Origin of the sequence: Streptomyces sp. ISL-100, assembly GCF_018614615.1 — a bacterium.
GTDB lineage: Bacteria > Actinomycetota > Actinomycetes > Streptomycetales > Streptomycetaceae > Streptomyces.
Window position 1 is genome coordinate 36,592 of record NZ_JAGGOK010000111.1, and the last position, 24,380, is coordinate 60,971.

At 69.7% G+C, this 24,380-nt stretch carries 19 protein-coding genes; 11 read left to right on the forward strand and 8 right to left on the reverse strand.

What is annotated here, in order from left to right:
* Positions 1-96: 96 nt before the first annotated feature.
* Positions 97-342, forward strand: coding sequence for a WhiB family transcriptional regulator (locus J7E89_RS37140; protein WP_214980502.1), 246 nt, complete (start codon positions 97-99; stop codon positions 340-342).
* 84 nt (positions 343-426) lie between these two features.
* A complete protein-coding gene (locus tag J7E89_RS37145) occupies positions 427-2,034 on the forward strand; it encodes a GMC family oxidoreductase (RefSeq protein ID WP_251061597.1) in 1,608 nt (535 codons plus the stop codon).
* Positions 2,035-2,055: 21 nt separating this feature from the next.
* On the opposite strand, the gene J7E89_RS37150 is transcribed toward J7E89_RS37145, so the two are convergent.
* Positions 2,056-2,982, reverse strand: coding sequence for a chitosanase (locus J7E89_RS37150; RefSeq protein WP_251061606.1), 927 nt, complete (start codon positions 2,980-2,982; stop codon positions 2,056-2,058).
* Positions 2,983-3,085: 103 nt separating this feature from the next.
* Between J7E89_RS37150 and J7E89_RS37155 the strand changes: the two genes are divergently transcribed.
* Positions 3,086-4,087 carry a hypothetical protein gene (locus J7E89_RS37155; RefSeq protein WP_214980505.1) on the forward strand — a complete coding sequence of 334 codons (1,002 nt, stop codon included), beginning with the start codon at positions 3,086-3,088 and terminating at the stop codon, positions 4,085-4,087.
* A 168-nt stretch (positions 4,088-4,255) separates the two neighbouring features.
* A complete protein-coding gene (locus J7E89_RS37160) occupies positions 4,256-7,453 on the forward strand; it encodes a Tn3 family transposase (RefSeq protein WP_214980506.1) in 3,198 nt (1,065 codons plus the stop codon).
* A 115-nt stretch (positions 7,454-7,568) separates the two neighbouring features.
* Here the strand turns inward: J7E89_RS37160 and J7E89_RS37165 are convergent, their stop codons facing one another.
* Both J7E89_RS37165 and J7E89_RS37170 read right to left on the reverse strand, forming a co-directional pair.
* Positions 7,569-8,138 carry a hypothetical protein gene (locus J7E89_RS37165; RefSeq protein ID WP_214980507.1) on the reverse strand — a complete coding sequence of 190 codons (570 nt, stop codon included), beginning with the start codon at positions 8,136-8,138 and terminating at the stop codon, positions 7,569-7,571.
* 348 nt (positions 8,139-8,486) lie between these two features.
* On the reverse strand, positions 8,487-9,059 hold the full coding sequence (locus J7E89_RS37170; protein ID WP_214980509.1) for a hypothetical protein: 573 nt from the start codon (positions 9,057-9,059) through the stop codon (positions 8,487-8,489).
* A 1,110-nt stretch (positions 9,060-10,169) separates the two neighbouring features.
* On the opposite strand from J7E89_RS37170, the gene J7E89_RS37175 reads away from it, so the two are divergent.
* Positions 10,170-11,177, forward strand: coding sequence for a recombinase family protein (locus J7E89_RS37175; protein ID WP_251061598.1), 1,008 nt, complete (start codon positions 10,170-10,172; stop codon positions 11,175-11,177).
* Positions 11,174-13,696 (forward strand): hypothetical protein, encoded by a 2,523-nt coding sequence (locus tag J7E89_RS37180; RefSeq protein WP_214980513.1) that lies wholly within the window; start codon positions 11,174-11,176, stop codon positions 13,694-13,696. Before J7E89_RS37175 ends, J7E89_RS37180 begins: the two co-directional genes overlap by 4 nt.
* Before the next feature lie 36 nt (positions 13,697-13,732).
* Here the strand turns inward: J7E89_RS37180 and J7E89_RS37185 are convergent, their stop codons facing one another.
* The 3 genes from J7E89_RS37185 to J7E89_RS37195 form a co-directional block, all read right to left on the reverse strand.
* Positions 13,733-14,710, reverse strand: coding sequence for an acyl-ACP desaturase (locus tag J7E89_RS37185; protein ID WP_214980515.1), 978 nt, complete (start codon positions 14,708-14,710; stop codon positions 13,733-13,735).
* 164 nt (positions 14,711-14,874) lie between these two features.
* Positions 14,875-16,536 (reverse strand): ABC-F family ATP-binding cassette domain-containing protein, encoded by a 1,662-nt coding sequence (locus J7E89_RS37190; protein ID WP_214980517.1) that lies wholly within the window; start codon positions 16,534-16,536, stop codon positions 14,875-14,877.
* 291 nt (positions 16,537-16,827) lie between these two features.
* On the reverse strand, positions 16,828-17,244 hold the full coding sequence (locus J7E89_RS37195; RefSeq protein WP_214980519.1) for an SsgA family sporulation/cell division regulator: 417 nt from the start codon (positions 17,242-17,244) through the stop codon (positions 16,828-16,830).
* A 184-nt stretch (positions 17,245-17,428) separates the two neighbouring features.
* On the opposite strand from J7E89_RS37195, the gene J7E89_RS37200 reads away from it, so the two are divergent.
* Positions 17,429-18,526 (forward strand): oxidoreductase, encoded by a 1,098-nt coding sequence (locus J7E89_RS37200; protein ID WP_214980521.1) that lies wholly within the window; start codon positions 17,429-17,431, stop codon positions 18,524-18,526.
* A 1,035-nt stretch (positions 18,527-19,561) separates the two neighbouring features.
* Here the strand turns inward: J7E89_RS37200 and J7E89_RS37205 are convergent.
* Positions 19,562-19,861: a YciI family protein gene (locus tag J7E89_RS37205; protein WP_214980522.1), complete on the reverse strand. Its 300-nt coding sequence runs from the start codon at positions 19,859-19,861 to the stop codon at positions 19,562-19,564.
* A 33-nt stretch (positions 19,862-19,894) separates the two neighbouring features.
* On the opposite strand from J7E89_RS37205, the gene J7E89_RS37210 reads away from it, so the two are divergent.
* On the forward strand, positions 19,895-20,596 hold the full coding sequence (locus J7E89_RS37210; RefSeq protein WP_214980524.1) for an endonuclease V: 702 nt from the start codon (positions 19,895-19,897) through the stop codon (positions 20,594-20,596).
* A gap of 51 nt (positions 20,597-20,647) precedes the next feature.
* Positions 20,648-20,869, forward strand: a complete 222-nt coding sequence (gene mmpA / locus J7E89_RS37215; protein WP_214980564.1) for a morphogenic membrane protein MmpA — start codon at positions 20,648-20,650, stop codon at positions 20,867-20,869.
* Positions 20,870-20,885: 16 nt separating this feature from the next.
* On the opposite strand, the gene J7E89_RS37220 is transcribed toward mmpA, so the two are convergent.
* On the reverse strand, positions 20,886-22,073 hold the full coding sequence (locus tag J7E89_RS37220; RefSeq protein WP_214980526.1) for a trans-acting enoyl reductase family protein: 1,188 nt from the start codon (positions 22,071-22,073) through the stop codon (positions 20,886-20,888).
* A 132-nt stretch (positions 22,074-22,205) separates the two neighbouring features.
* On the opposite strand from J7E89_RS37220, the gene J7E89_RS37225 reads away from it, so the two are divergent.
* Positions 22,206-23,354 carry a CaiB/BaiF CoA-transferase family protein gene (locus tag J7E89_RS37225; RefSeq protein ID WP_251061600.1) on the forward strand — a complete coding sequence of 383 codons (1,149 nt, stop codon included), beginning with the start codon at positions 22,206-22,208 and terminating at the stop codon, positions 23,352-23,354.
* Entirely contained in the window at positions 23,355-24,380 is a 1,026-nt protein-coding gene (locus tag J7E89_RS37230; RefSeq protein ID WP_214980528.1) for an LLM class F420-dependent oxidoreductase, read from the forward strand.

The following is a 24,380-nucleotide window of genomic DNA, read 5'->3' on the forward strand; positions in this document are numbered from 1 at the left end:
ACCCGCCGCTCGACCCGGCAATCCGGAGTTCGTGTGGCCGGCGGTGTTGATCGGACGTTGATCGGACGTTGATCCCCGCGGGGCAGCGTGTGCGGCATGCCGATCAACATCACTACCGAACGCGAACTCTCCTGGCAGGAGACAGCACTGTGCGCCCAGGCCGGGCCCGAGTTCTTCTTCCCGGCCCCCGGCAGCTCCACCCGCGAGGCCAAGCAGCTCTGCGGCGCCTGCGAAGGGCGGGTGGCGTGCCTGGAGTACGCGCTCACCAACGACGAGCGGTTCGGCGTCTGGGGTGGACTTTCCGAGAAGGAGAGACTGCGCCTCAGGCGCGGCACCCGCTGACGGGCGCATGCCCACTGGCACGGCGGCCTGGAGCCGTCCATGCTGAGGTCCCCGCACCGTCAGCGAATCGGCCAGGGAGACGTGTTGACCAGCAGGCAGGCAACGACCGAGTACGACTACGTCATCGTCGGAGCCGGGTCGGCGGGCTGTGTGCTTGCCGCCCGCCTCTCCGAGGACCCCACGGTGCGCGTCGCGATCGTCGAGTCGGGCGGCAAGGACCGTAAGACCGAGATACGGATGCCCGCGGCCTTCCCCAAGCTCTTCAAGACGCCGTACGACTGGGACTTCAGCACCGCCAAGCAGACCGAGCTCGGCGGCCGCGAGCTGTACTGGCCGCGCGGCCACATGCTGGGCGGCTGTTCGTCGATCAACGGCATGATGTGGGTACGCGGCCACCGTGACGACTACGACGCGTGGGGCGAGGCGGCCGGGTCCGAGTGGTCGCACGACGCGATCGTGCCTTACTTCCGGCGGGCGGAAGGGTGGACCGGTGGCGCGCCCGACGGTTCGGGCCGGCCGTCGGTGTACGGAACCGAGGGGCCGCTGTCCATATCGCCACCGCGCGACCCGAATGTGACCACGGCCGCCTTCCTGGCAGCCTGCCGGAGCGCCGGTCTCACGGAGCTGGCGGAACTGAACGTCCCGGATCCCAGCGGCTTCTCCCTGACCCCGGTCAACCAGCGGGCCGGCCGGCGCTGGAGTACGGCCGACGGTTACCTGAAGCCGGCCGCGCGCCGCCCGAATCTCGACGTCATCACCGACGTCCGGGTGCGGCGGCTGGCTTTCGAAGGCACGCGTGTGACGGGGGTGGTGGCGGACGCGGGGAACGTGCTGCGCGCCCGCCGAGAGGTGATCCTCAGCGCGGGTGCCATCGGCTCCCCGCAGCTGCTGATGCTCTCCGGCATCGGAGACCCGGAGCATCTGCGGGAGACCGGAGTGGAGCTGCGGGCGGCCTCGCCCGACGTGGGCCGGCATCTTCAGGACCACCTGTCCACGGCGGTGGCGATGCGCTGCCCCCTGCCGGTCACGCTGACCGGCGCGGACACGCTCAGGAACGTGGGCCGCTTCCTGGTTTCCGGGCGCGGACCGCTCACCTCGAACGTCGGAGAGGCCGTCGCCTTTGTCCGCAGTACGCCGGAACTGGCCGCGCCCGACATCGAGTTGATCTACGCTCCGGTGCCGTTCGTCCAGCACGGCCTTACGCCGCCGACCGAGCACGGTGTCACCATCGGCGTGATCCTCCTCCAGCCTGCGAGCGAGGGCCGCATCACTCTGACCGACGACCAGGCGACTTCGGCGCCCCGCATCGACCCCGGCTATCTGACGGACGCTTCCGACCTGCGCCGGCTGACAGCGGGCGTGCGCCAGGCCGAAGCCCTCTTCGCGGACAGCGCGTTCGCCCCGTACACGGCGGGCCCGATGGCGCCGTACCCGGGGATCGTCGACGACGAGGCCCTGGCCCAGGCGGTCCGGGACTCCTGCGAAACGCTCTACCACCCCGTCGGCACCTGCCGGATGGGCACCGACGACGCGTCAGTGACGGATCCCAGGCTGCGCGTGAGGGGCGTGGAAGGCCTGCGGGTGGTGGACGCCTCGGTGATGCCCCGGATCACGCGGGGACACACGCAGGCCCCCACGGTGGCCATCGCCGAGAAGGCGGCGGAACTGATCCGTGAGGACGCGCGCGTGTGACGTCGTCGCCGGCGCTCCGGTTCAGGAAGCCGGGATGCGGAAGGTCTCGCCGTACATCTGCCACACCAGCGGCGTCTTGAGGTCCAGGTTGCCGCTGCGCAGGAACACGCGCTGTGCGGTGTCGATGCGCGAGGTGTCCTTGTGCGCCTTCTTCACCTTCATCACCGCACGTCCGGCGTCCAGGAACGCGTTCAGGTACGCCTGCTCCTTTCCGCCCTCGGCGACCGTCTTCGCGGACTTCATCGCCGCCTCGCGGATGCCGTAGAAGCCCTTGGGATCGATACCGGGGCCGTGCAGCACCATCGCGTCGTAGTAGATGAACTGGCCGAGCGTGCCGAGGCCGTCCATCTTCGCGATGCGGACGGCCGGCTCGAAGTAGATCCGGTCCCTCGTCTCGTCCTGTGCCTTGCGGAAAGCCGGGCTCTCGGCGGCCTTCGCCCACGCCGCCCGGAAACCGGGGTCCAGGCCTTCGTGCGACGCCGTGCCGTCGACCTCGCGGAGAGCGGGCAGGTACCCGGCGAGCGGGTTGTCCGGGTGGTCCTTCGTGTAGCCCTCGACGAGCTGGAGCATGTCGTTGGTGCCGGAACAGAAGCCGATGACACCGGCGGTGTAGCCGCAGCCGTCGCCGATGTCCTCGATGGAGCCGTACTGTCCGCGCCAGTTCAGGGTGGAGTTCTCGGCGCTCGCCACGATCTGCGAGGCGATCTCCTTCATTTCGGGAGCCGCGAGGCCGGGCGGCATCTTGGCTATCCGCTCGTCGAGTTCCTTGTGCTCTCGTTTCTCCTGATCTGTCCGCGGCTCCCGCTGCTTCGGCTGGTACGCCGGCCGGTCCGCGGTCAGGTCCTGACCCTCGGCGGGGGCGTCCGAAACAAGAACGTCCGAACCGCCGCCGAAGATGATGGAGGCGGCGATGGCGAGCGGTGCGCCAACGAGCGCGAGACGGGTCAGTGGTTTCACGCCGCACAGCGTACGGGGCACATGTTCGAGTGGTACGCGGCGCTCCCCTCGAAACTCAGTGGGGGCGGCCGTCCCCGCCAGGGACAATCTCCCCATGGTTCATCCTCCGCAGCGCCAGGCCGACCGACTGCTCGACGCGCTTGACCCGCTGCCGTACCCGCTGCGCATGCGCCAACTGGCCGGTCGGGCAAGGCAGCTGGCTGCCGAAGGTACGCTCCGGCCGGTCCTGGAGGAGCTCGACGGGCGCGGGCCGTACGAGCGGGGGATCGCCGCCGTCGCGGCCGCCGTCGGACGTGACGCCGACTGGGTCGCCGCACGGCTGGCAGACCCGGACGACTTTGTACGCGGCCAGGCCCTGCGGGTGGCGGGCAGGCTCGGCGTACCCGACGCGGCGTACGAGGCGGCGCTGGACGACGCGCCCGCCGCCGTACGCCACCAGCTAGTGCGCGCGATGGTCAGGGACGGCCGGACCGCCCTCGCGGAACGCATGGTCGATGCCGTACGCGACACCTGGGGCGACGCCGAGGCCGTGCGGCTGTTGCCGATCTGCGGCCACGAGACGGTGGCACGGCTGCTGCCCGCCCTGTTCCACGCCGTACACAGCTGGAAGGCGCTCGGCGCCCGCCACCCCGCCCTGGTGCTCGACGCCGCCGAAGGCGAGCTCGCCGCGCTGCCCGAGGCCCTGCGTGACGGCTGGTGGCAGCGGAACGCCCACGCGGTGGCGTCCGCGCTGGACGCCGAACCGCTGCGCGTGCTCGGACTCCTCGGCCGGTACGCACCCACCGCGCTGCCTCTCGCGCTGCGCGGCCGCCTCGGCGCCCTGGCCGCCGCGGACCCCGCGGGTGTGGTGCGGCTGCTCCTCGGGCCAGGGGGATACGCGATCCGCCGCAGCGGGGCCCTGCGCCGCAGTGTTCTCTGCCGCCTCGCACGGAACGCCCCACAGCAGGTGGTGGTCGAGCTCGGGCGGGCCATGGGGCAGTACACCCGCGACGTCGCCCGGCTCGCCATGGCTCTGCCCCCGGCGGAGCGAGGGCCCTTCTGGGGGTCCAGCCCAGGTAAGCCCAAAACACGCACCGAGATGATCTTGAAGCCCTGACCGGCTCTCCTGACCCTCTGGGGCGAGCATTCAATATCACCGGATGGCGCTGCTGTCCCGGGTATGGACCTTTCAGTCTGCTGTGGATCATCTGGTCAGGACGATGCCCCTGTGGGCCATGTGGCGCCCGCGTTCGTTGTTGGCATCGGGCTTTGTGGGGCTTTCGGGATGACGTCGATCGAGCGGACCGCGTATCCGCGTTTCAAGCGGCTGATCACCGCGCGTGAGCTGCACCTGTTCTTCTCGCCGAGCCGCGAGGAGGTGGAGTGGGCGGCAGGACAGACAGACTCGGACGGGCATCAGCTCGCGTTGCTGTTGGCGCTGAAGTCCTATCAGCGGATGGGGTGTTTCCCGAAGCTGGTGGAGATCCCGGACATGGTGGTGGACTTTGTGCGGCGGGCGGTGGAGCTGCCGGAGGGAACGCTGCCGGGGTACGCGTCGGAGCGTACGGCGGCCCAGCACCGGACGTGGGTGCGCCGGCGGACGGGTGTGCACTACGACAAGGCGAAGGCCCGGAAGATCGCCGAGGCGACGATCCGGGTGGAGGCAGCGGCGAAGAACAATCCGGCGGACCTGATCAACATCGCGCTGGAGAAGCTGGTCGAGGCCGGGCTGGAGCTGCTGGCGTTCTCCACGCTGGACGCGATGGCCTCGAAGGTCCGCGGGGAGGTGAACACGGCGATCTGCGGTGGCATCCACGACCGGATGAGCGAGCCGGAACGGGCGGCTGCGCTGCGGTTGCTGAACGTCAAGGGGTTGGACGGCAAGACGTCCTACAACCGGCTCAAGCTGGCGGCCCAGCGCCCGAGCTGGTCGAACTTCCGCAGGCAGAAGGACCACCTCCAGTGGGTTGACGAGCTCGGTGATACCGGGGTGTGGCTGGAGGGTGTTGCCTCGGGGAAGATCACCGACTTCGCCGGGGAAGCGGACGCCGCCGACGCGGCGGTGCTGCGCGACTACACCCTGGTCAAGCGGACCGCGCTGATCGCGTGCCTGGCGCACAAGGCGCGGATGCGGGCCCGCGACGACCTGACCACGATGTTCTGCAAGCGCCTCGCGGGCAAGGTGAAGAAGGCCAAGGACGAGCTGGAGGACATCCGCAAGCACCAGCAGGCCATCGTCGAGGCGCTGGTGGGCAACTACCGTGCCCTGCTCCAGCAGGTCGATGAAACCGGCCCCGCCCAGTCCGCTCAGGTCAAGGCCGCGCGGATGACCGCCGAGGCGGTCAGCGCCCTCACAGACCTGGACGAGGACGCGGATGCGGCGGAGGTGGTGCGGCGCCTCGGCGGAAAGGTCTCGCCCGCGCTCCTCGCGCTGGTCGGTGGGTTGCGGGTGCAGGCCGGCGGACTGGGTGCGGTGACGCGGGCGGTGGACTCCTTCGGCGGGTTCGCCGAGCAGTACGCGCAGATCGAGAAAGTCTCCGCCCACCACGGCGACAACTGGGAGATCCTGCTGTACGGGCAGATCGGCCGGGACCGGGCGACGATGTTCGAGCTGACCGACGTGCTGGAGCTGACCGCCACGAGCGAGGACGAGCGGGTGCTGGCCGCGCTCGCACACGCCAAGCGGCACCAGAGCGCCCGCGGCGACTACATCCCCGCCCTTGATGAACAGGGCCGACGGGTGGATGTCTCCTTCGCCACCCAGAACTGGCGGAAGGCCATTACGGACAGGAGCCGGCCGGGCCAGTTCGTGCGCCGCCACTTCGAGGCGATGGTCTTCTGCAATCTCGCCGAGGAACTGCGGACCGGCGACGTCGCGGTGGAAGGGTCGGAGGAGTACGCGGACTGGAGCAAGAAGCTGCTGCCGTGGGAGGCGGTGGAGGAGAAGCTGGACGACTACCTGGTCGAGGTGGGGCTGAAGGAGGCCGGGGACGACACGCCGTTCGACGCTGCCGTGTTCGTCGCGCAGCTGAAGGACAAGCTCACCGCCGCTGCGGCTGCGGCGGATGCCGGGTATCCGGACAACGAGGACTTGTTCATCGATCCCAGTACGGGTGTCCCGTCGCTCAAGCGGCGGCGGGCGGAGGGTCAGCGGGCCTCGGCGGAGAAGCTGGAGCAGGAGATCAAGGCACGGCTGCCGGAACGCTCGCTGCTGGGCATCCTGGCCCGTACCGCGTTCTGGATCGAGTGGTGGCGCCGTTTCGGCCCGGCCTCGGGGAGTGATCCGAAGCTGACCGATCCGTTCGGCAGGTACGTGATCACCACGTTCGTGAAGGGCACCAACATGGGCCCGACCGAAGCCGCCCGCCACATCCCCGGGGTGACCGCTCATGAGCTGTCGCTGGCGGCGAACCGGCACTTCAACATCGCCAAGCTGAACGAGGCGATCACGGACGTGGTGAACGCGCACGCCCGCCTGGACATGTCGCGGGCCTGGGGCGATGGGACCACCGCGGCGGCCGACGGCACCCACATGGACACCTACCTCAACAACCTCCTGGCGGAGACGTCTATCCGGTACGGACTGCCGGGCGGCATCGCCTACCATCACATTTCCGACACCTATATTGCGCTGTTCACGCATTTCATTCCGTGCGGGGTGTGGGAGGCGGTCTACATCATCGAGGGGCTGCTGAAGAACGCCTCGGAGATTAAGCCGACCACGATTCACGCGGATACGCAGGGCCAGAGCTTCCCGGTGTTCAGTTTGGCGCATTTGCTGGGCTTTGAGCTGATGCCCAGGATTCGGAACTGGAAGGACCTGAACTTCTACCGGCCCACCCGCAGTGTGGAGTACCAGCATATCGACGCGCTGTTCGGCGAGGCGGGCAAGAACGTCATCAACTGGGACACCATCGCCTATCACTTCAAGGATCTGATGCGGGTGGCGATCTCCGTGCGGGAGGGTGCCGTCTCCTCCACGCTGCTGCTGCGTCGCCTGCGTTCGGGCTCCCGGAAGAACGCCACCTACACGGCGTTCCGTGAGGTCGGACGTGTGATCCGTACCGTCCAGCTGCTGAAGTATCTCTCGGACCCGTCCATGCGCCGGCGGGTGACGGCGGCGACGAACAAGGTCGAGGCGTACAACGGGTTCTCTGAGTGGCTGCATTTCGGCAACCGCGGCGTCATCGCCGACAATGATCCGGTCGAGCAGGAGAAGGCGATGAAGTTCAATTCCCTGCTCACGAACGCCGTGATTTTCCACAACACGCTGGATATCGCCGAGATCGTGCGCGAACTCCAGGCGGAAGGGTGGCCAATCGAGCCTGAAGACCTCGCGGAGATCTCCCCCTACCTGACCGAGCACATCATGCGGTTCGGCGAGTACTCCACTCACGAACTGGGCATCGTCCCCGACGCGTATGAACCGAAACTGGACGTGGACTTCACCAAACTGCGCGACGACTTCGACGAAGCCGCCTGACCGGGACCCGCACAGCCCGCCTCACGACACGACATAAAGTCGTCCGGCTGGGAAGCCCAGCCGGGCGACCCGTCCGAACTCTGCTCACCACGCGTCATTAATCAGTCACCGGTGATCAGCGATCGCGTGGTGTGACGTCCCGTGGCCGTCCGGCGGACGTCGTGTCGCCTTGGTGTGTTCCGAGCCCGTGGGTCAGTAGGACGCTGAGGGGCCATCGAAAGGCACCCGGATGTGTTGCTCCGAGCACGTGAATCAGTCGGGCGTAGGTCAGGCCGGGGCTGTAGCGCTGGGTCTGGTTGCCCGAGGTGCAGACGATCAGCGTGTCCTGCGCCGTCAGGCCCAGGCTGGTTCCGGTCTGGGCGTTGAGGCCGGTGGTGGCACAGGCGGTCTGGTCGGTGGCGATGAGTTGTTCGGTGTACTCCATACGGCCGGGGTGGATGATCGATCCGCCGGTGGTGTCAGCGGTGGTCGCGGCGACGTTGTTGCCGTTGACGCGGGTGATGACAGCGGGATCGTCGGCATCCAGACCCACGACGGTGTTGCCGATGACGGACCCGTCCGAACGGTGCCAGGTCCAGGTGAACTTGCCGGTGGAGTTCCCGCCGAGACACGACAGCACCCCGTTGCCGGAGTAGACGTAGGTTCCGTAGGACAGGCCGGGCACGTCGGAGACGCAGGTACCCACCGTGCCGGTCTCCTGGACCGCGGTCTGATGGGGGTCAGGTGATCGGCAGCAGGAGTGCGAACGTGCGGAGAGCAGGGGGTGACATGGTGTGTTCCTCCGTGATTCGACGGGGGCAGAGGATGGTCGTACGTAGTTCTGATTCCCGGTGCTGAGTAGCCTTGAGTTCTACGCCGCTGGCGTGGCGTCCAGGGGATGGCGCCGAGCGGGCCAGGGAGAGGAGCTGTCGGGCTTGTGGCGACCGGCTGAGGCCGGGTTCATGGCCTGACGCCTTGTTCTGTGCGGAGAACGCGCTGCGGCCCAATGAGCCGCAGCGCGCCATGTGCTTGGCTGACCTGTCGCTCGTCGGGGTCAGTTACCGGCCAGCCCGGTGAAGTCGATGTTCACGGGTCCGGAAGTACTGTCCAGACCCTCCTGGGGATTGGCGCAGTCGAACGGGGTGGTGGTGGTGCCGACGTATTCTCCTACGACAGTGTCGCCCTGGAACTGTCCGCCGGTGACAGTGCCTCGGATGGCGGTGACGATCTCTCCGCCGGGACGGGCGCTGAGGAGGAACTCGCCCTTGACCGTACTGGAGCTGCCGTCGTTGTAGTCGAAGCGGGCTGTTCCTTCGGCCTGGCCGCCGGTGCAGCTGAGTGAACCGGAGCCCTGGATGTCGACCTGCGCGTTGGTGATATTCGGGTTGGTCGAAGAGGCGCAGGTCAGGCCGCCTGTTCCGTGCAGGGTCGCGTTCTGCGGCGTGAACAGCAGGTGAGGGCTGTACTCGAACCGCATGGTGCCGTTGCAGTGCAGGTCCAGGACACCGGCGGAGCTTGCCCGGGGGGAGCCGGCTGGCGCATCCACGGCGCCGGACACGCCTACCGACCCGGCCAGCAGCGCAGCGGCGGCCAGCGCGGTCAGGGAAATGCGAGTGGAACGAATCACGTGTTCACTCCTCGAATCAGGGTGCGGTGATTTCCGCAAGCCATGCTTGCAGCGATTGAAAACAGCAGTCAAGGATGCGTTTCCGTTAATTCCGTGACTTGAAAGCGCCACGATAAAAGCACACACGCATAAGGATTCGTTGCGCCGGAATGGAGATCTCCTTCAAGGAACAGCGACGTATGCGTGCGGGAAAGACATCCGCAACCATCTGGACATGACATGCGGCCCTCTCAGTCCGACGCCAGGCACGCGGGGAATTCAGCCCCGCATACGGACCCCTGCCGCATTCGAGACCTCCTCAGGGACCGGGGCGAGAGGCAATGGCTCACAGGTCGGCGAACCACTGCCTCGGCACCCTTTGTAGTCCCCGCCCCCTCCGCCCACAGCGCGGAATCCGGCCTTCATCACTCCTGCCGCGCACAATCGCGTTACCGGCCAACATCACGACAGTAGACGTCGTAGAGAACTCAACAATCCAGCACGCACCCCAGCTCAGCAAGGCGGCATATTCCACTTCCATGCCGGCCGTCACCAGGAGGACTCACAACCCGCCATTCCTACCTCAGCCAAACACGAGAGCTCCCTCTCGCCCCCCGAAACTCCTCTTCACACCCACCAGATGGACACCAAGTGCCCAACCTCGAAACTGCCCCCTCCGCCTCCGCACCCAAAAGCTAACGAAGAGGGCTATCACTGGCCATTTGCGCCCCCTCAGTCACGGATCGCCGCGTCTGCCCCGCCCTCTGGCCGGAACACGCCAGAAACATGACCCACCCGGAACCCATCGGAATGGTCCAGCTGCAGCACCCGACCGCACGCACGGCAGCACGCCCCCGGATGCCACATTGGAATGCCGGCACGCAACGCGGGCGGCTTCACCTTCCACACTGCGTCCCGGATTCCCGAACGTGGGCCGGACGTTCGACGAGTGGAGGGCCAAGGCCACGGATCCGACGCGGGCGTTACTCTCACAAACGCTCCTTTCCCGGAGCAAGATCAAGAACGGTCCACGGAAACACCCCGGACCGCCGATTCACTGTCACAACTCGTTCTCACTCAAAAGTGGAACCGGGCCCATTCTGGGAAATGTTTGTGACAGCATCCGGGGTCATGACGGACCCTCAAACCGCGCTCATGTCCGACGCCGACGACGTCGAGCGCCACCCCTGCCCCCGCTGTCGCACATCGTCAGGTTCACCCTGCCGCTCGCGCTCCGGCGCGGTCGCCGGCACCTACCACACCGGCCGCTTCACGAAAGTACCCCGGCTCGCGAAACTTCTGCGCGTCCCGACGCCCGCCGACCGCGGGCCCGGCCAGCCGTGGCGACCCGGCACCCCCGTCCCGGCGGCGATCGACCCGGGCACCCCGACCGCGGACATCCGCATCGGATACGCCCGGTGCTCCAGCCTCACCCAAGAGCTCCAGTCGCAGCTGGACGCGCTCGCCGCGAAGAACATCCCCCGGGACAAGATCTTCGCTGAGAAGATCAGCACCCGGGTGCGGGTCCGCCCGCAGTTCGAGGCCGCGCTCGCGTGCGCGCGGGAGATCAAGGCCCACGCCCCGCACTGCCGGGTGATTTTCACGGTGAACGAGATGAAGAGACTGGGCCGCGATGCCGCCGAGCTGACCGCGCTTGCGGACCACCTCACCGCACACGGCCTGGTACTGGAGATGCTCGCCGGACCCCTGGCCGGGATCTACGACCCCACCGGTCCGGGCCGGCTGCTGTTCGGCTTCTTCGCCGCGATGGCGGAGACCGAGCGCGAGAACATCCGCGAGGCCACCCTCGAAGGACTCGATGCCGCCTCCCGCAAGGGCAAGCACGGCGGCCGACCGCCCGTCATCACCGACGACATGCTGCACACCGTGCTCCGCCGACGCGCGAACGGCGAGACCGTCGAGCAGATCCAGCCCGACCTGCTCATCCCCACCGGCCGCCGCAAGGGCCACAACCCCAGCCTCTCCAGCATCTACCGAGCGCTCGCCGAACACGAGAAGACCCAGGCATACCCCGAGGCCATCGCCCAGGCCCACGCCGACTTCGCGACCCTCCAAGACGCGGACGACATCCCCCACCCCCGGCCCGCCCCTGTCGTCACTCCCGCTTCGGTACGGTGACCGACACCTTCAAGATCATCTCGTTGCGTGTTTTGGGCTTACCTGGGCTGGACCCCTTCTGGGCGTCCGTCGCGGAAGGGCAGGGGGAAGGCGGGTTCGGCACCGTCGACGCCGTGCTGCTCGATTCGCTGCCGCGCGGTTACGCCGCCCAGGAGGCGCGGCGGATGGCGGACCGGGCCAGGGAACGCGGCGCGCGGTGGAACACGGTGCTGCTCGCCGAGTCGTACCTGCCCGTCGCCGAGGCGCGCCACCGGCTCGTCGAGGCCACCCGCCGGCCGACTGCCGGGGACCGCGCGGAGGCCTGGCCGCTGCTGATACGCAACGCGGGCCGCTCCGGCGACCCGGCCGCCGTCACCGCCGTACTGGCGGAGATGGCGCGGCTGCGCAACGAGCAGGACCCGGTGCGCTCGCCCGCCCTGCACGCCCTCGCCGCGACGCATCCCGCGCTCTTCACCGAGGACGCGGCGCCGCACCTGGAGCGCGTCACCACGGACGCCGTCGAGGCACGGGACTCCTCCCAGGGTGCCCGACAGGACCTGAGCCGCCTCGGCCTCGCCGTGCTCCGCGAGCACGCGTCCGAACACGCGGCGACCGGGGAGCTCGCTCTGGTGGACTGGGCGCTGCGCACCCTGGCGCGCATCGCGGCGACCACCGGCGGCGCCGACCTGGGCCGGCTGGACCACATCCTGAGCCGCGGCCAGGAGCACCAGGTCTTCAACGCCCTGCGCCCCTGGCTGGACGCGGGAGCGAAGAAGGCCGACTACCGGCTCGCCTTCGCCCTCACGCGCGCCCTCGGCAAGCGGGCCGCCGCCATGCCGGAACTCCAGGAACTCCTGTGGCAGGCCGTCCTTTCCGAAGACAACCGCACCGCGCAGACCGCGATCGCGCTCTGGCTGGACCCGCCCGCCGGCCGCGACGAACGCGTCGAGCGCGTCCTCGCCCGCGAGCCGTCGGCCGCCGTGCTGGACCCCGTTCTGCGCGTGCTCACCCGGCGGCGCACAGACCTGCTCGACCAGCTCCTGGGCGACACCTCGCCGTACGGCCGCTTCCTGGCCAAGGACCGCCCGTGGACCGTCCCGGTGGGCCCGGACGTACGCCGCTGGGTGCCGCGCCAGCAGCGCGCCGCCGCCGGTCGGCTGGCGCGCGCGGCCGGGGACGAAGAGCTGCCGCTGAACGCCCGCGCCGCAGCCATAGCCCAGTCCGCGAACCTGCCCGGCACCGGCCTGGACGCGGTGCGCCAATGGACCGGCGCGGGGGACGTGGTGCTCGCCGAGGCCGCTCTCGCGGCCCTGGCGTGGACCGACCGGCCCGACGGCGCGCTCGCGGAGCTGCTGAGCCACGCCGGGAGCGACCGTGCGCGGGTCGCGGTGTACGCCGCCACGCGCGCCTCCCGGTACGTCCGCCCCTCGCGGCTCGGCGCGCTGCTGCGCGGGCTGGTGGCACCCGGCGAGGGCGCCGCGAAGGTCACCAGCCGCAAGGAGGCCGTGCGGCTCGCCGCGACCCGGCTGCCGCAGGCGGCGGCGGCGGAGCTGCTGGCCGACGCGTACGCGATGCCGGGCCAGCACCGCGACGTACGGGCCGCCTGTGTGGCGTTCGCGACCCCGCTGCTCGGCGACGACCGCGTCCGGCGCATGCTCCAGGACGCGGCGACCGGGGAGACGGCCGTGCGCACCGCAGTACTGCGCGTCCAGCCCATGGACCTGCCCGAGCCGCACCGGCCCCAGTACGCACGGCTCGTCCAGGAGGTGTGCGCCACCGAGGACGACGACCTCGCCGGCCTCGCCCTCCGGGCGCTGGCCGGGTGGATCCCCTGGGCGCCGGGCGCTCCGGCGGTCCTGGTGGCCGCGATCAGCGATCCGGGCCGCGGTTCGGCCTGGCGCGGCGCGGCGAGTGGTCTCACGTCCGCCGCCGCGCACGGCCCGGAAGCGGGCCTGGCCGTGCGCCAGGCCCTGGAAGCCCTGGTCACCGCGGACGCGAGCGCGGAAGGCACGGCCGACGACGCGGGGACCGTACGGGACCGCCCGGCGCGCCGGCGCGCCGAGTCCCTGATCACCGGGCTGATCACCGAGACCTGGCAGCGCCCCGACGCCGTACGTCCCGTGGCGAACGCCGCCGCGGGACTCCTCGCCGGCCACCGCGACTTCGTGCCGCAGGCCGCCGATCTCCTGGTGCACGCACTGGATCTCAACGCGGGGCCGGCCGAGCTGCGGGCCGCCCTGGTCCGGTTGGCCCGGCTGCACGACGGCCGTCCCGCCCTCGCGGTCCGTACCGCCGAAAGCATCGAGGACCGGCTGGACTCGGCCGCCCGCCCCGGGGACACGGACGCCCTGCTCGCCCAGGCCGGCCTGCTGTGCGAGGACGGCACTCACACCGAGGGGCTGCTGGCCGTCACCCTCACCGACGTCGGCGGCAGGCGCACGGAGTGGGCAGACCCGTGGCGAGAGCTGCTGAAACAGCTGCGCCGCCACCCGGTACAGGACGTGCGTGACGCGGCCTGTGCCGTGGTGACGGCGTACTGAGAGCTGGAGCTGCGAGCTGGAGCCGCGAGCAGGGGGTCAGGCGGAGGCGGCGCGGGCGGCCATCCGGGCCTTGCGCGCGGCCAGCTTCTCGTCGAACTTGCTCGCCTCGGCGTCCAGCCCGTTCATGTACAGGCCGAGCTCCTCCTGCGCCTTGAGACCCTCGGGGCCGAGCCCGTCGATCTCCAGGACCTTGAGGTAGCGCAGGACGGGCTGCAGCACGTCGTCGTGGTGGATGCGCATGTTGTAGATCTCGCCGATCGCCATCTGGGCGGCGGCGCGCTCGAAGCCCGGCATGCCGTGTCCGGGCATCCGGAAGTTCACGACGACGTCGCGCACCGACTGCATCGTCAGGTCGGGGGCGATCTCGAAGGCCGCGCCCAGCAGGTTGCGGTAGAAGACCATGTGCAGGTTCTCGTCGGTCGCGATGCGCGCCAGCATGCGGTCGCAGACGGGGTCGCCCGACTGGTGGCCGGTGTTGCGGTGCGAGACGCGGGTCGCGAGCTCCTGGAAGGCGACATACGCGACCGAGTGCAGCATCGAGTGGCGGTTGTCGGACTCGAAGCCCTCCGACATGTGCTGCATACGGAACGCTTCGAGCTTGTCCGGGTCGACGGCACGCGAGGTGAGCAGGTAGTCACGCATCACGATCCCGTGCCTGCCCTCCTCGGCCGTCCAGCGGTGCACCCAGGTGCCCCAGGCGCCGTCGCGGCCGAAGAGGGAAGCGATCTCGTGGTGGTAGCTGGGGAGGTTGTCCTCGGTCAGCAGGTTCACGACGAGCGCGATCTTGCCGATGTCGGTGACCTTCGACTGCTCAGGCTCCCAGGCCTGACCGTCGTCGAAGATGCCGGGGAAGTTCCGGCCGTCGGAGAACGGCACGTACTCGTGCGGCATCCAGTCCTTGGCGACCTTGAGATGGCGGTTGAGTTCCTTCTCCACCACCTCCTCCAGCGCGTACAGCAGTCGGGCGTCGGTCCACGCGTCCGAACTGCCGAGTTGGGGAGAGGTGATCGTCACTGGTGCTCCTGGGGACGGGGACTGTGGGCATAAATTACCTACGGCTTCGTAGGTTACGAGACCGTAGGTTAAGGGGGCCGTAAGAGCTGAGCCAAGTCCCCGTTTGCAATGTCCCGTTACGGTCAGTTATGCGTACAGGTCAGGCGCCCGCATCGAGAGCCATGTCACGCGACCTCGGGGCTCTCGCCCCCCTCCGCGTTCCCCGCTGCGTCCACCTCATCCACTTCATCCCCCTCATTCCTCCCAAGTTCCAGCCGCCGGGTGATCCCGATCGACTCCAGGAACGGCTCGTCGTGGCTCGCCACGATCAGTGCGCCCTCGTACGACTCCAGAGCCTGTGTGAGCCGGTGCACACTCGCCATGTCCAGATTGTTCGTCGGCTCGTCCAGCAGCAGTAGCTGTGGTGCCGGCTCCGCCAGCAGCAGCGCCGCCAGGGTCGCGCGGAACCGCTCGCCGCCCGACAGCGTCCCGGCCCGCTGATCAGCCCGCGCTCCCTTGAACAGGAAGCGCGCCAGTCGCGCCCTGATGGCGTTGTTCGTGGCCGAAGGCGCGAACTTCGCCACGTTCTCGGCCACCGTCAGCCCATCGTCCAGTACGTCGAGCCGCTGCGGCAGAAATCGCAGCGGCACATGCGCGAGCGCCTCGCCCGAGACCGGCTCCAGCTCCCCGGTGATCGTGCGCAGCAGCGTCGTCTTGCCCGACCCGTTCCGCCCGACCAGCGCGATCCGCTCCGGACCGCGTACCTCGAACTCGCCGGCGATCTCTGACCCGTACCGCAATCGCAGATCACACAGCGTCAGCACCCTGCGCCCCGGATGCACGGTCGTGTACGGCAATTCGACTCTGATCTCGTCGTCGTCGCGCACCGCGTCCACCGCCCCGCTCAGCCGCTCCTTCGCCTCCGCCAGTTTCTCGGCGTGCATGATGCGATGCTTGCCCGCCGACTCCTGCGCGGCGCGCTTGCGGGCGTTCATGACGATCTTCGGCTCGCGCTTGGTGTCGTACATCTTCTGCCCGTACCGCTTGCGCCGGGCCAGTTTCACTTGTGCCTCGGCCAGCTCCTTCTTCTGCCGGTGTACGTCGGCCTCCGCGACCCGCACCATGCGTTCGGCCGCCTCCTGCTCGACGGCGAGCGCCTCTTCGTACGCCGAGAAGTTCCCGCCGTACCAACGGACTTCACCTTCGCGCAGCTCGGCGATCTGATCGACGCGCTCCAGCAGTTCGCGGTCGTGGCTGACCACGATCATCATGCCGGACCATGCCTCGACGGCGGCGTACAGACGCTCCCGCGCGCGGCGGTCCAGATTGTTCGTCGGCTCGTCGAGCAGGAGTACGCCGGGACGGCGCAGCAGCAGCGCGGCCAGACGCAGCAGCACCGACTCACCGCCCGACACCTCGCCGATGGTCCGGTCGAGGCCGATCCGGTCGAGGCCGAGCTGGTCAAGGGTGGCGCGGGCGCGCTCCTTGACGTCCCAGTCGTCGCCGACGGCGGTGAAGTTCTCCTCCGTCGCCTCGCCGGCCTCGATGGCGTGGAGCGCGGCGCGCGTGCCGGCGATGCCGAGGGCCTGGTCCACGCGCAGCGAGGTGTCGAGGACGAGATCCTGCGGCAGATAACCGACTTCGCCGGCGACCTGGATTTTTCCCCCGGTGGGGGTGAGTTCACCGGCAGCAAGCCTCAACAGGGTGGATTTGCCTGACCCGTTGAGACCGATGAGCCCGGTTCTGCCGGGGCCGACGGTCAGTTGGAATCCGTCAAACACCGGCGTTCCGTCGGGCCAGCCGAAGGAGAGCGCGGAGCAGCTGAGATGGGTGGGGAAGGTAGACAAGGGGGCCTCCCGGTTGCTGAAGAACGAGCAAGGGCAACGGGTGGAGACACCGGGGGTGGCGGCGTGGGCGACGTACGGCGGAGGGATGGGCTGGACGGCTCAAGTGCCGAGGTCGCACGCGGCGGCGCACAGACGAAAGAGTCAAGTCTGTACGACACGGTGTCTCAGGACCTCAGACGAGCAACGTCCACTCCGATCGACGACAACAGGGCCACGACCAAAGTACGTCGTGGCCCCGGAGGACGCCAACGAATTATTCGAGTTGGCCGAGAACGCGCCCGGCCCATCCCCTCACAGGGCGTCGCGCAGCAGTTCGGCCAGGTCGTGGTCGACATCGAGATGCAGATGCTCGCTGCCGGCCGGGACGAGCTCGTGGGTGCGTTTGAGGAAGCGGCGCAGGTCGGACGTGCGGATGTGGACCATCGCGGTCCCCTCCGCGGCATGGAATTCCAGTACGGTCCGCCCGTACCCGTACGGGCGCACGCGTACGTCGCCCAGGCCGGTCCGCCGGTCCGTGCCCGTGTCCAGCAGGTCGCGGGCGAACGCCCAGGCCACCTCGATGCCCTCCAGCGTGGCGGCGGGCGGGAAGGCCATGCGTACGGCGAACGGGTCCGCGCTGTCGTAACGCAGGGTCGCCGGGACCGTCTCCATCCGGGGTGTGGATGACACCAGACGGGTCTGCACGGCTTGCTCAATCACGGGAGACACGGGCTGCTCCCTCTCACGGCTCGGGTTGATGCGTCCTGTCATAGGGACAGACGTAAGAACACGGGAATCCGTGCATGCGAGCGGGACGTGACGTGCGTCACCGTCGCCCCTCCACTCCATGAAGCCCGGTCCGGCTTCATCGCACCCTGGACGGCGTTGTCGCGGTGGGCTAGCTTCCAGCGCCATGAGGGGCTTGGGGAAGACGAGACGGATGGTTTCGCTGGGACTGTGCGGGGCGGCGCTGGCAGCAGCCTTAGCGGCGTCGGCGCAGGCGAACGTACAGGCGAACGTGCAAACGAACGGGAACGCGCCCGGCTGGCAGCTGAAGGACACCGGTAAGAACGACGTACGGTTCCGGGGCCTGGCTGCGGTCAGCAGGAAGACCGCGTGGGTGGCGGGATCAAAGGGCACGGTGCTGCGTACGTCTGACGGCGGCCGCACCTGGCGCGATGTATCGCCGCTGAGCGCAGGGGGGCTGGAGTTTCGCGACATCGAGGCTTTCGATGCCCGGCGCGCTGTGGTGTTGGCGATCGGCGAGGGGGAGGCGTCCAGGGTCTTCCGTACGGCGGACGGCGGCGAGACCTGGACCGAGACCTTCCGCAACACCGACCCGAGGGCTTTCTACGACTGCGTCACCTTCTTCGACAGCCGCAACGGTCTCGCGATGAGCGACCCGGTCGACGGCAAGTACCGCATCCTGTCCACCGGCGACGGCGGCAAGTCGTGGACCGTCCTGCCGAACGCGGGCATGCCGGCTGCGGAGCCCGGCGAGGCGGGGTTCGCGGCGAGCGGCCAGTGCCTGGTCAGCGCCGGGCCACGGGACGTATGGCTCGCCACGGGCGGCGGCGCCACGGGCCGGGTGCTGCACTCCGCCGACCGCGGCCTGACCTGGACCGCCACGGATGCCACCATCCCGGCGGGCGACCCGGCGCGCGGCGTGTTCGGCCTCGCCTTCCGCGACCGCGACCACGGCATCGCGGTCGGCGGCGACTACCGCGCGGGCCAGGCGTCACCCAAGGCGGCGGCGGTGACCGCCGACGGCGGCACGACCTGGCACCGGTCGAAGACGCCACCGCCGGCATACCGCTCGGGCGTGACCTGGCTGCCGCACACCAAGTCCGGCGCGCTGGCGGTCGGCCCCACGGGGACGGACCTCACACTGGACGGCGGCCGCAACTGGCGAACGATCGACACCGGCTCGTACGACACGGTGGACTGCGCACCCGACTTCGGCTGCTGGGCATCGGGCGAAAAGGGCCGAGTGGCCCGCCTCCAGCTCTGACCGGCCCACCGCCTCGGGCGCCGGCGGCGGGACGGGCCGGCGTCTCGGACGGGCGGTGGAGGCCGGCCTGCCCCCGGCGCTGCGACTTTGCCGAGTGCGGGGCGCTGCCCGGGGCCCCGGTCCTCAATCGCCGGACGGGCTGGTTTCCGGACCGGGGCGGAGGGGAGGGTGTCCCGCCATGTGGGGGCGCTGGTACTGAGTGGCCGGATGGGGGTTCCGCACCGCCGGAGGAGACCAAGTGGCCTGCCGCCTGCGGGCGCCGGCTGGGGCGCCGGCCCTCAACGGCCGGACGGGGTGGCTTCCGGATGGGGGTGGAGGCCCGGTTGCGCCGGCGTCTGCGGCTTTGCCGCGTGCGGGGCCGCTGCCCCGGGCGGGGGTGGGGCTGAGGCGCCCCGCCGTGTGTGGGGTGCTGGCTGGGGGCGCTGGTCCTCAATGGTCGGACGGGCTGGTTTCCGCACCGGGGGTGGAGGCCAGGTGCGCCGACGCTGCGACTTTGCCGCGTGCGGGGCGCTGCCCGGGGCCCCGGTGCTCAATCGCCGGACAGGCCGAAAGGTCGATGCATGCGGACAGTTCAGCCCCGAGTAGGGCCGCAGTTGCGCCGGGCAGGCCGTTCGCATCGGGCAAAGCCGAGCTCCGCCGGCCAGGTCAGGCTCCTGCTTGGCAGGGTTGCGATCCCGCCGGGCGAGTCCGGGCTTGCGTCGGGCGGGGGGAGCTCCTGGGTGGCTGGATCAGGCAGGCTCCGGCCGGGCTGGTTACGCGTCCGCCGGCCAGGGTCAGGTCCTTGCGGGAGGGCAAGTTCTGTCGGGTGAGTCCGGGCTTGCGGCGGGTCAGGCAAGCCGCTGCGTGGGTGGATCAAGTTCCGGTTCGGCAGGTCACGGCTCCGACGGCAAAGGCCCGGCCTTGGGCAGGCATGGCTCGGCCCTGTCGTCGGGGCAAGTCCTGCTCGGCACTATCGAGCCCTTCCGGCGATTGAGGACATAACGCCCGTAGTGCGTCCGGGGCCCCAGACCTATGCCGGAGACCTACGCCGGAGACCTACGCCGGCAACTGCTGCCGGTACGGGGCCAGTCCCGGCGCCGTCTTCGTTGCCACGAATTCGGTGATCCGGTACGCGCAGACCCCCGCCACCGTGAACGGATCCGCCGCCGCGATCTCCTCTATCCGAGCCCGGTCGTCCGCGACGGCCAGAATCACTCCGCCGTCACGCGGCTGCTTTCGCCCCGAGGCGATGAAAACCCCCGCCTCGTACTGCGCGTTCAGCCACGCCACATGCGCTTCCATCAGCTCGTCGACGCGCTCGACGGGTGCGGTGTAGGTCAACTCCAGTACGAACATGACCGCCAGGCTACCGCGTACGCTCTGACGACTATGAAGAGCCTCCGTGCCCCCGCCGACGAAGCCGAAGCCCGAGCGATCCAGGACGAACTCCGCACCCGGGTCGTACTCGATGAGCCCGGACCGCCCCCCGGCACCGGCCTCGTCACGGGTGTGGACGTGGCGTACGACGACGAGCGTGACATCGTCGCCGCGGCGGCCGTCGTCCTCGACGCCGCGACGCTCACCATCGTGGAGGAGGCCACGGCGGTCGGCCGCGTCGCCTTCCCCTACGTCCCCGGCCTGCTTGCCTTCCGGGAACTCCCCACGGTGCTCGCCGCCCTCGAATCCCTGACGGCGGACCCGGGCCTCGTGGTCTGCGACGGATACGGACAGGCTCACCCGCGCCGCTTCGGCCTGGCCAGTCACCTCGGCGTCGTGACGGGCCTCGCGACCATCGGCGTAGCCAAGAACCCCTTCACCTTCACCTACGAGCAGCCGGGCCCCCGCCGCGGCGCCGAGTCGCCCCTCCTCGACGAGGCGGGCGAAGAAGTGGGCCGCGCGCTGCGCACCCAGGACGGCGTGAAGCCGGTCTTCGTCTCCGTCGGCCACCGCGTGAGCCTGGACAACGCCTGCGCGCACACACTGCGCCTCGCGCCCGGCTTCCGGCTCCCGGAGTCGACGCGCGCGGCGGACGCTCTGTGCCGCCGTGCCCTGCGCGATGCGATTGGTGCGGATTTCGGAACAACCACGTAACTGAGTATCTGTACGGATGTTTGAACAGGCGCAATGGGACAAGGTGATCGTATGACTGCATACACGCGCCCTGAGTACCTCGACCACCTGGACCACCTCGACCACTTCGACCACCCCACACACCCCGGGCCGCCCAGGCCGGCGGTCGAATCTGTGACCGTCCACCGCGCCGGTCGCCGTACGAACATGGTCATTCTGGTCGGCGGCCTGGCCGCACTCGCGTGGACCGGCGGGATGATCTACACCATCGCGGGCTGGATCAGCGGTAGCTGAAGGCACCTCGCACGCGTCACTCCCGCACGGCCGCGACCCGGAACCTCACCCCCGCCGCCATCAGCCGCTTCAGCAGTGCGTCGCCCATCGCCACCGCCGTCGTCACCTGCCCGGACGTCGCAGGCAGCTCGTCGAAGGCCAGGCACAGTACCGATTCGGCCAGCATCTTCGCCGTCTCGTCGTAGCCGGGGTCGCCCCCCGACACCTCGGTGAACACCCGGCGCCCGCCGCCCTCGCCGACGAAGCGCACGGTGAACCAACTCCGGCCCCTGCGTTCCTCATCGGGCCCCGAACCCGCCGCGTACCGGCTCATCAGCCACGCGCGCGCCGCCGGGATCTGAGCCAGCGCGAACGCGGTCCCCACCGCCGCCACCCCGCCGACCGCGACCGGCAGCCACTTCACCGCCGCGTAGTGCCGGTAGCGGAAGTCCGGCCCGTACCGATCGAGCGCGGCCGCCGAACGGGCCACCACCTGCGGGTCGATGGTCGCCAGCGGCAGCGCCCACGTCCCCGTCTCGCGGCTGCGCCGCGGCGCACCGATCGGGGCCCGCGCCCGCCGCCCCACCAGCCTCGGCTCGGACAGCCGCCGCTCCTTCGCGGCCCGCAGCGTCTGCCGCCCGCGCCCGAACGCGGTCATCGCGGAGGCGAAGGTGCCGCCCGAGAACATCGCGTTGGAGCGTACGAACCCGTCGATGCGCAGCGGTACGCCCTCTGGTAGCTGCTTGACCGTGAAGTACACGCCGAGGTCGTGCGGGATCGAGTCGAAGCCGCACGCGTGCACGATCCGCGCCCCCGTCTCCCGCGCCCGCGCGTCGTACGCCAGATACATCCGGTCGGCGAACTCCGGCTCGCCCGACAGGTCCGCGTAGTCCGTCCCCGCGTCGGCGCAGGCGGCGACGAGCTCTTCGCCGTACAGGACGTACGGGCCGACAGTCGTCGCCAGCACCCGCGTGCTGCCGGCGAGTTCGCGCAGCGATGCGGGGTCAGCCGCGTCGGCGTGCAGGATGGGAAGGGTCGCACAGGCCGGATTGACCGCGATGAGCCGCTCGCGCAGCTTCTCCAGCTTTGCGGGGCTACGCCCGGCTATCGCCCAGCGGCAGTCGGCCGGTGCGTGCGCGGCGAGGTACTCCGCGGTCAGTTCCCCGACGAAGCCCGTGGCCCCGAAAAGCACGATGTCGTACGTGCGCCGAACCGTCTCGTTCATGGGGGCAGAGGGTAGCGGTGATCGCCGGTAAAAAGAACTAAGCGCTTGCTCGCCCCAAGGGCTTGTGCAGAGTGGAACACGTTCTTAGCATCATTGATGTTACATCAGTTGTGTCACATTGCTGGGGGCTTGATGACAGCGACAGGGAACGGCCCGCTCTCCGGAGTGCGCGTGGTGGAACTGGCGGGAATCGGCCCCGGCCCCTTCGCCGCCATGCTCCTCGCCGACCTCGGCGCCGACGTGGTCCGCGTGGACCGCCCCGGCGGCGCGGGCCTGGGCATTGATCCGGCGTACGACCTCACCAACCGCAACAAGCGCTCGGTGATCGTCGACCTCAAGTCCGCCACCGGACCGGCCCAGGTGCTCGACCTCGTCGAGCGCGCCGACGTACTCATCGAGGGCTACCGCCCCGGCGTCGCCGAGCGCCTCGGAGTCGGCCCCGACGCCTGCCTGGCCCGAAATCCGCGGCTTGTGTACGGGCGGATGACGGGCTGGGGCCAGGAGGGCCCGCTTACTCAGCGCGCCGGCCACGACATCGCGTACATCGCCCTCACCGGCACACTCGGCATGTTCGGCAAGCCGGACGAGCCGCCCACCGTCCCCGCGAACCTCGTCGGCGACTACGCGGGCGGTTCGCTCTATCTCGTCATCGGCGTCCTCGCGGCGCTCCAGCACGCCCGTACGGAAGGTGGCGCCGGCCAGGTCGTCGACGCCGCGATCGTGGACGGCGCGGCCCATCTCGCCACGATGATTCACGGGATGGTGGCGGCCGGCGGGTGGCAGGACCGGCGCGCGTCCAATCTTCTCGACGGCGGATGTCCCTTCTACGGCAATTACGAGACATCGGACGGCCAGTACATGGCGGTGGGCGCGCTGGAGCCCCAGTTCTACGCCGAGTTCACCCGCCTCCTCGGACTCGACAAGGCCGAGGCGGACGCCCGCCGCGACATGGCCCGCTGGGGCGAGCTGCGCGACGTGATCGCCGCCCGCTTCAGGACGAAGACGCGCGACGAGTGGACCGCCGCCTTCGAGGGCTCCGACGCCTGCGTCGCCCCCGTCCTCTCCCTGCGCGAGGCCCCCTCCCACCCGCACCTCGCAGCCCGTTCCACCTTCATCACCCACGGCGGCATCACGCAGCCCGCGCCCGCGCCGCGCTTCTCGGCCACGCCGGGGGCCGTGCGTTGCGGCCCTGCCCGGCCCGGCGCGGACACTGCCGAAGTGGCCCGCGACTGGGACGTACCAAGCATCGAGAAGGTCATCGACGAGGACGGCGCCCAATAAATGGAACTCTCCCTGCCGCTCAACTACGCGGGCGACCCGCGCGCCGCCTGCGACCAGGTCGCCGCGCTGGAGTCGGCCGGCCTGGACGCCGTCTGGGTGGCCGAGGCGTACGGCTTCGACTCCCCGACGATCATGGGCTATCTGGCGGCCCGAACCGAGCGCATGAAAATCGGCGCCGCGATCCTCAACGTCTACTCCCGCACCCCCGCCCTCATCGCCCAGACCGGCGCCGGACTCGACGCGATCTCCGGCGGCCGGGCGCTGCTCGGGCTCGGCGCCTCGGGCCCGCAGGTCGTCGAGGGCTGGCACGGCAAGCCGTACGACAAGCCGCTCGGCCGTACCCGCGAAACCGTCGAACTGTGCCGCCGCATCTGGAAGCGCGAGGTCATCGACCACCACGGCATCACCGACATGCCGCTGCCCAAGGAAAAGGGCGGCAAGCTCGGCAAGCCGCTCAAGATCCTCACCAGGCCCGTCCGCGACGAGATCCCTGTTTACGTCGCCTCGCTCGGCCCGGCCAACGTGAAGCTGACCGCCGAGATCGCCGACGGCTGGCTGCCGACGCTCTTCCTCCCGGAGAAGGCCCAGCAGGTGTGGGGAAGCGCCTTGGCCGAGGGCGCCGCGCAGCGCGACCCCTCCCTCGGCCCGCTCCAGACCGTGGCCGGCGGACTGCTCGCCATCGGCGAGGACGCGGCGGCCGCACGGGACCTGGCCCGCCCGCAGATCGCGCTGTACGTCGGCGGGATGGGCGCCAGGGGCAAGAACTTCTACAACGACCTCGCCGTCGCCTACGGCTACGAGGCCGAAGCCGCGAAGATCCAGGACCTCTACCTCTCCGGGAAGAAGAAGGAAGCGGAGGCCGCCGTCCCCGACGAGTTCTGCGAACTCATGTCGCTGTGCGGTCCCGAGAGTTACGTACGTGAGCGTGTCGAGGCGTTCCGCGCGGCGGGCGTCACCATGCTCAACGTCATTCCCGTCGGCCCCGAGCCGGCCAAGTTGATCGAAACCGTCAAGGGCTGGCTGTAG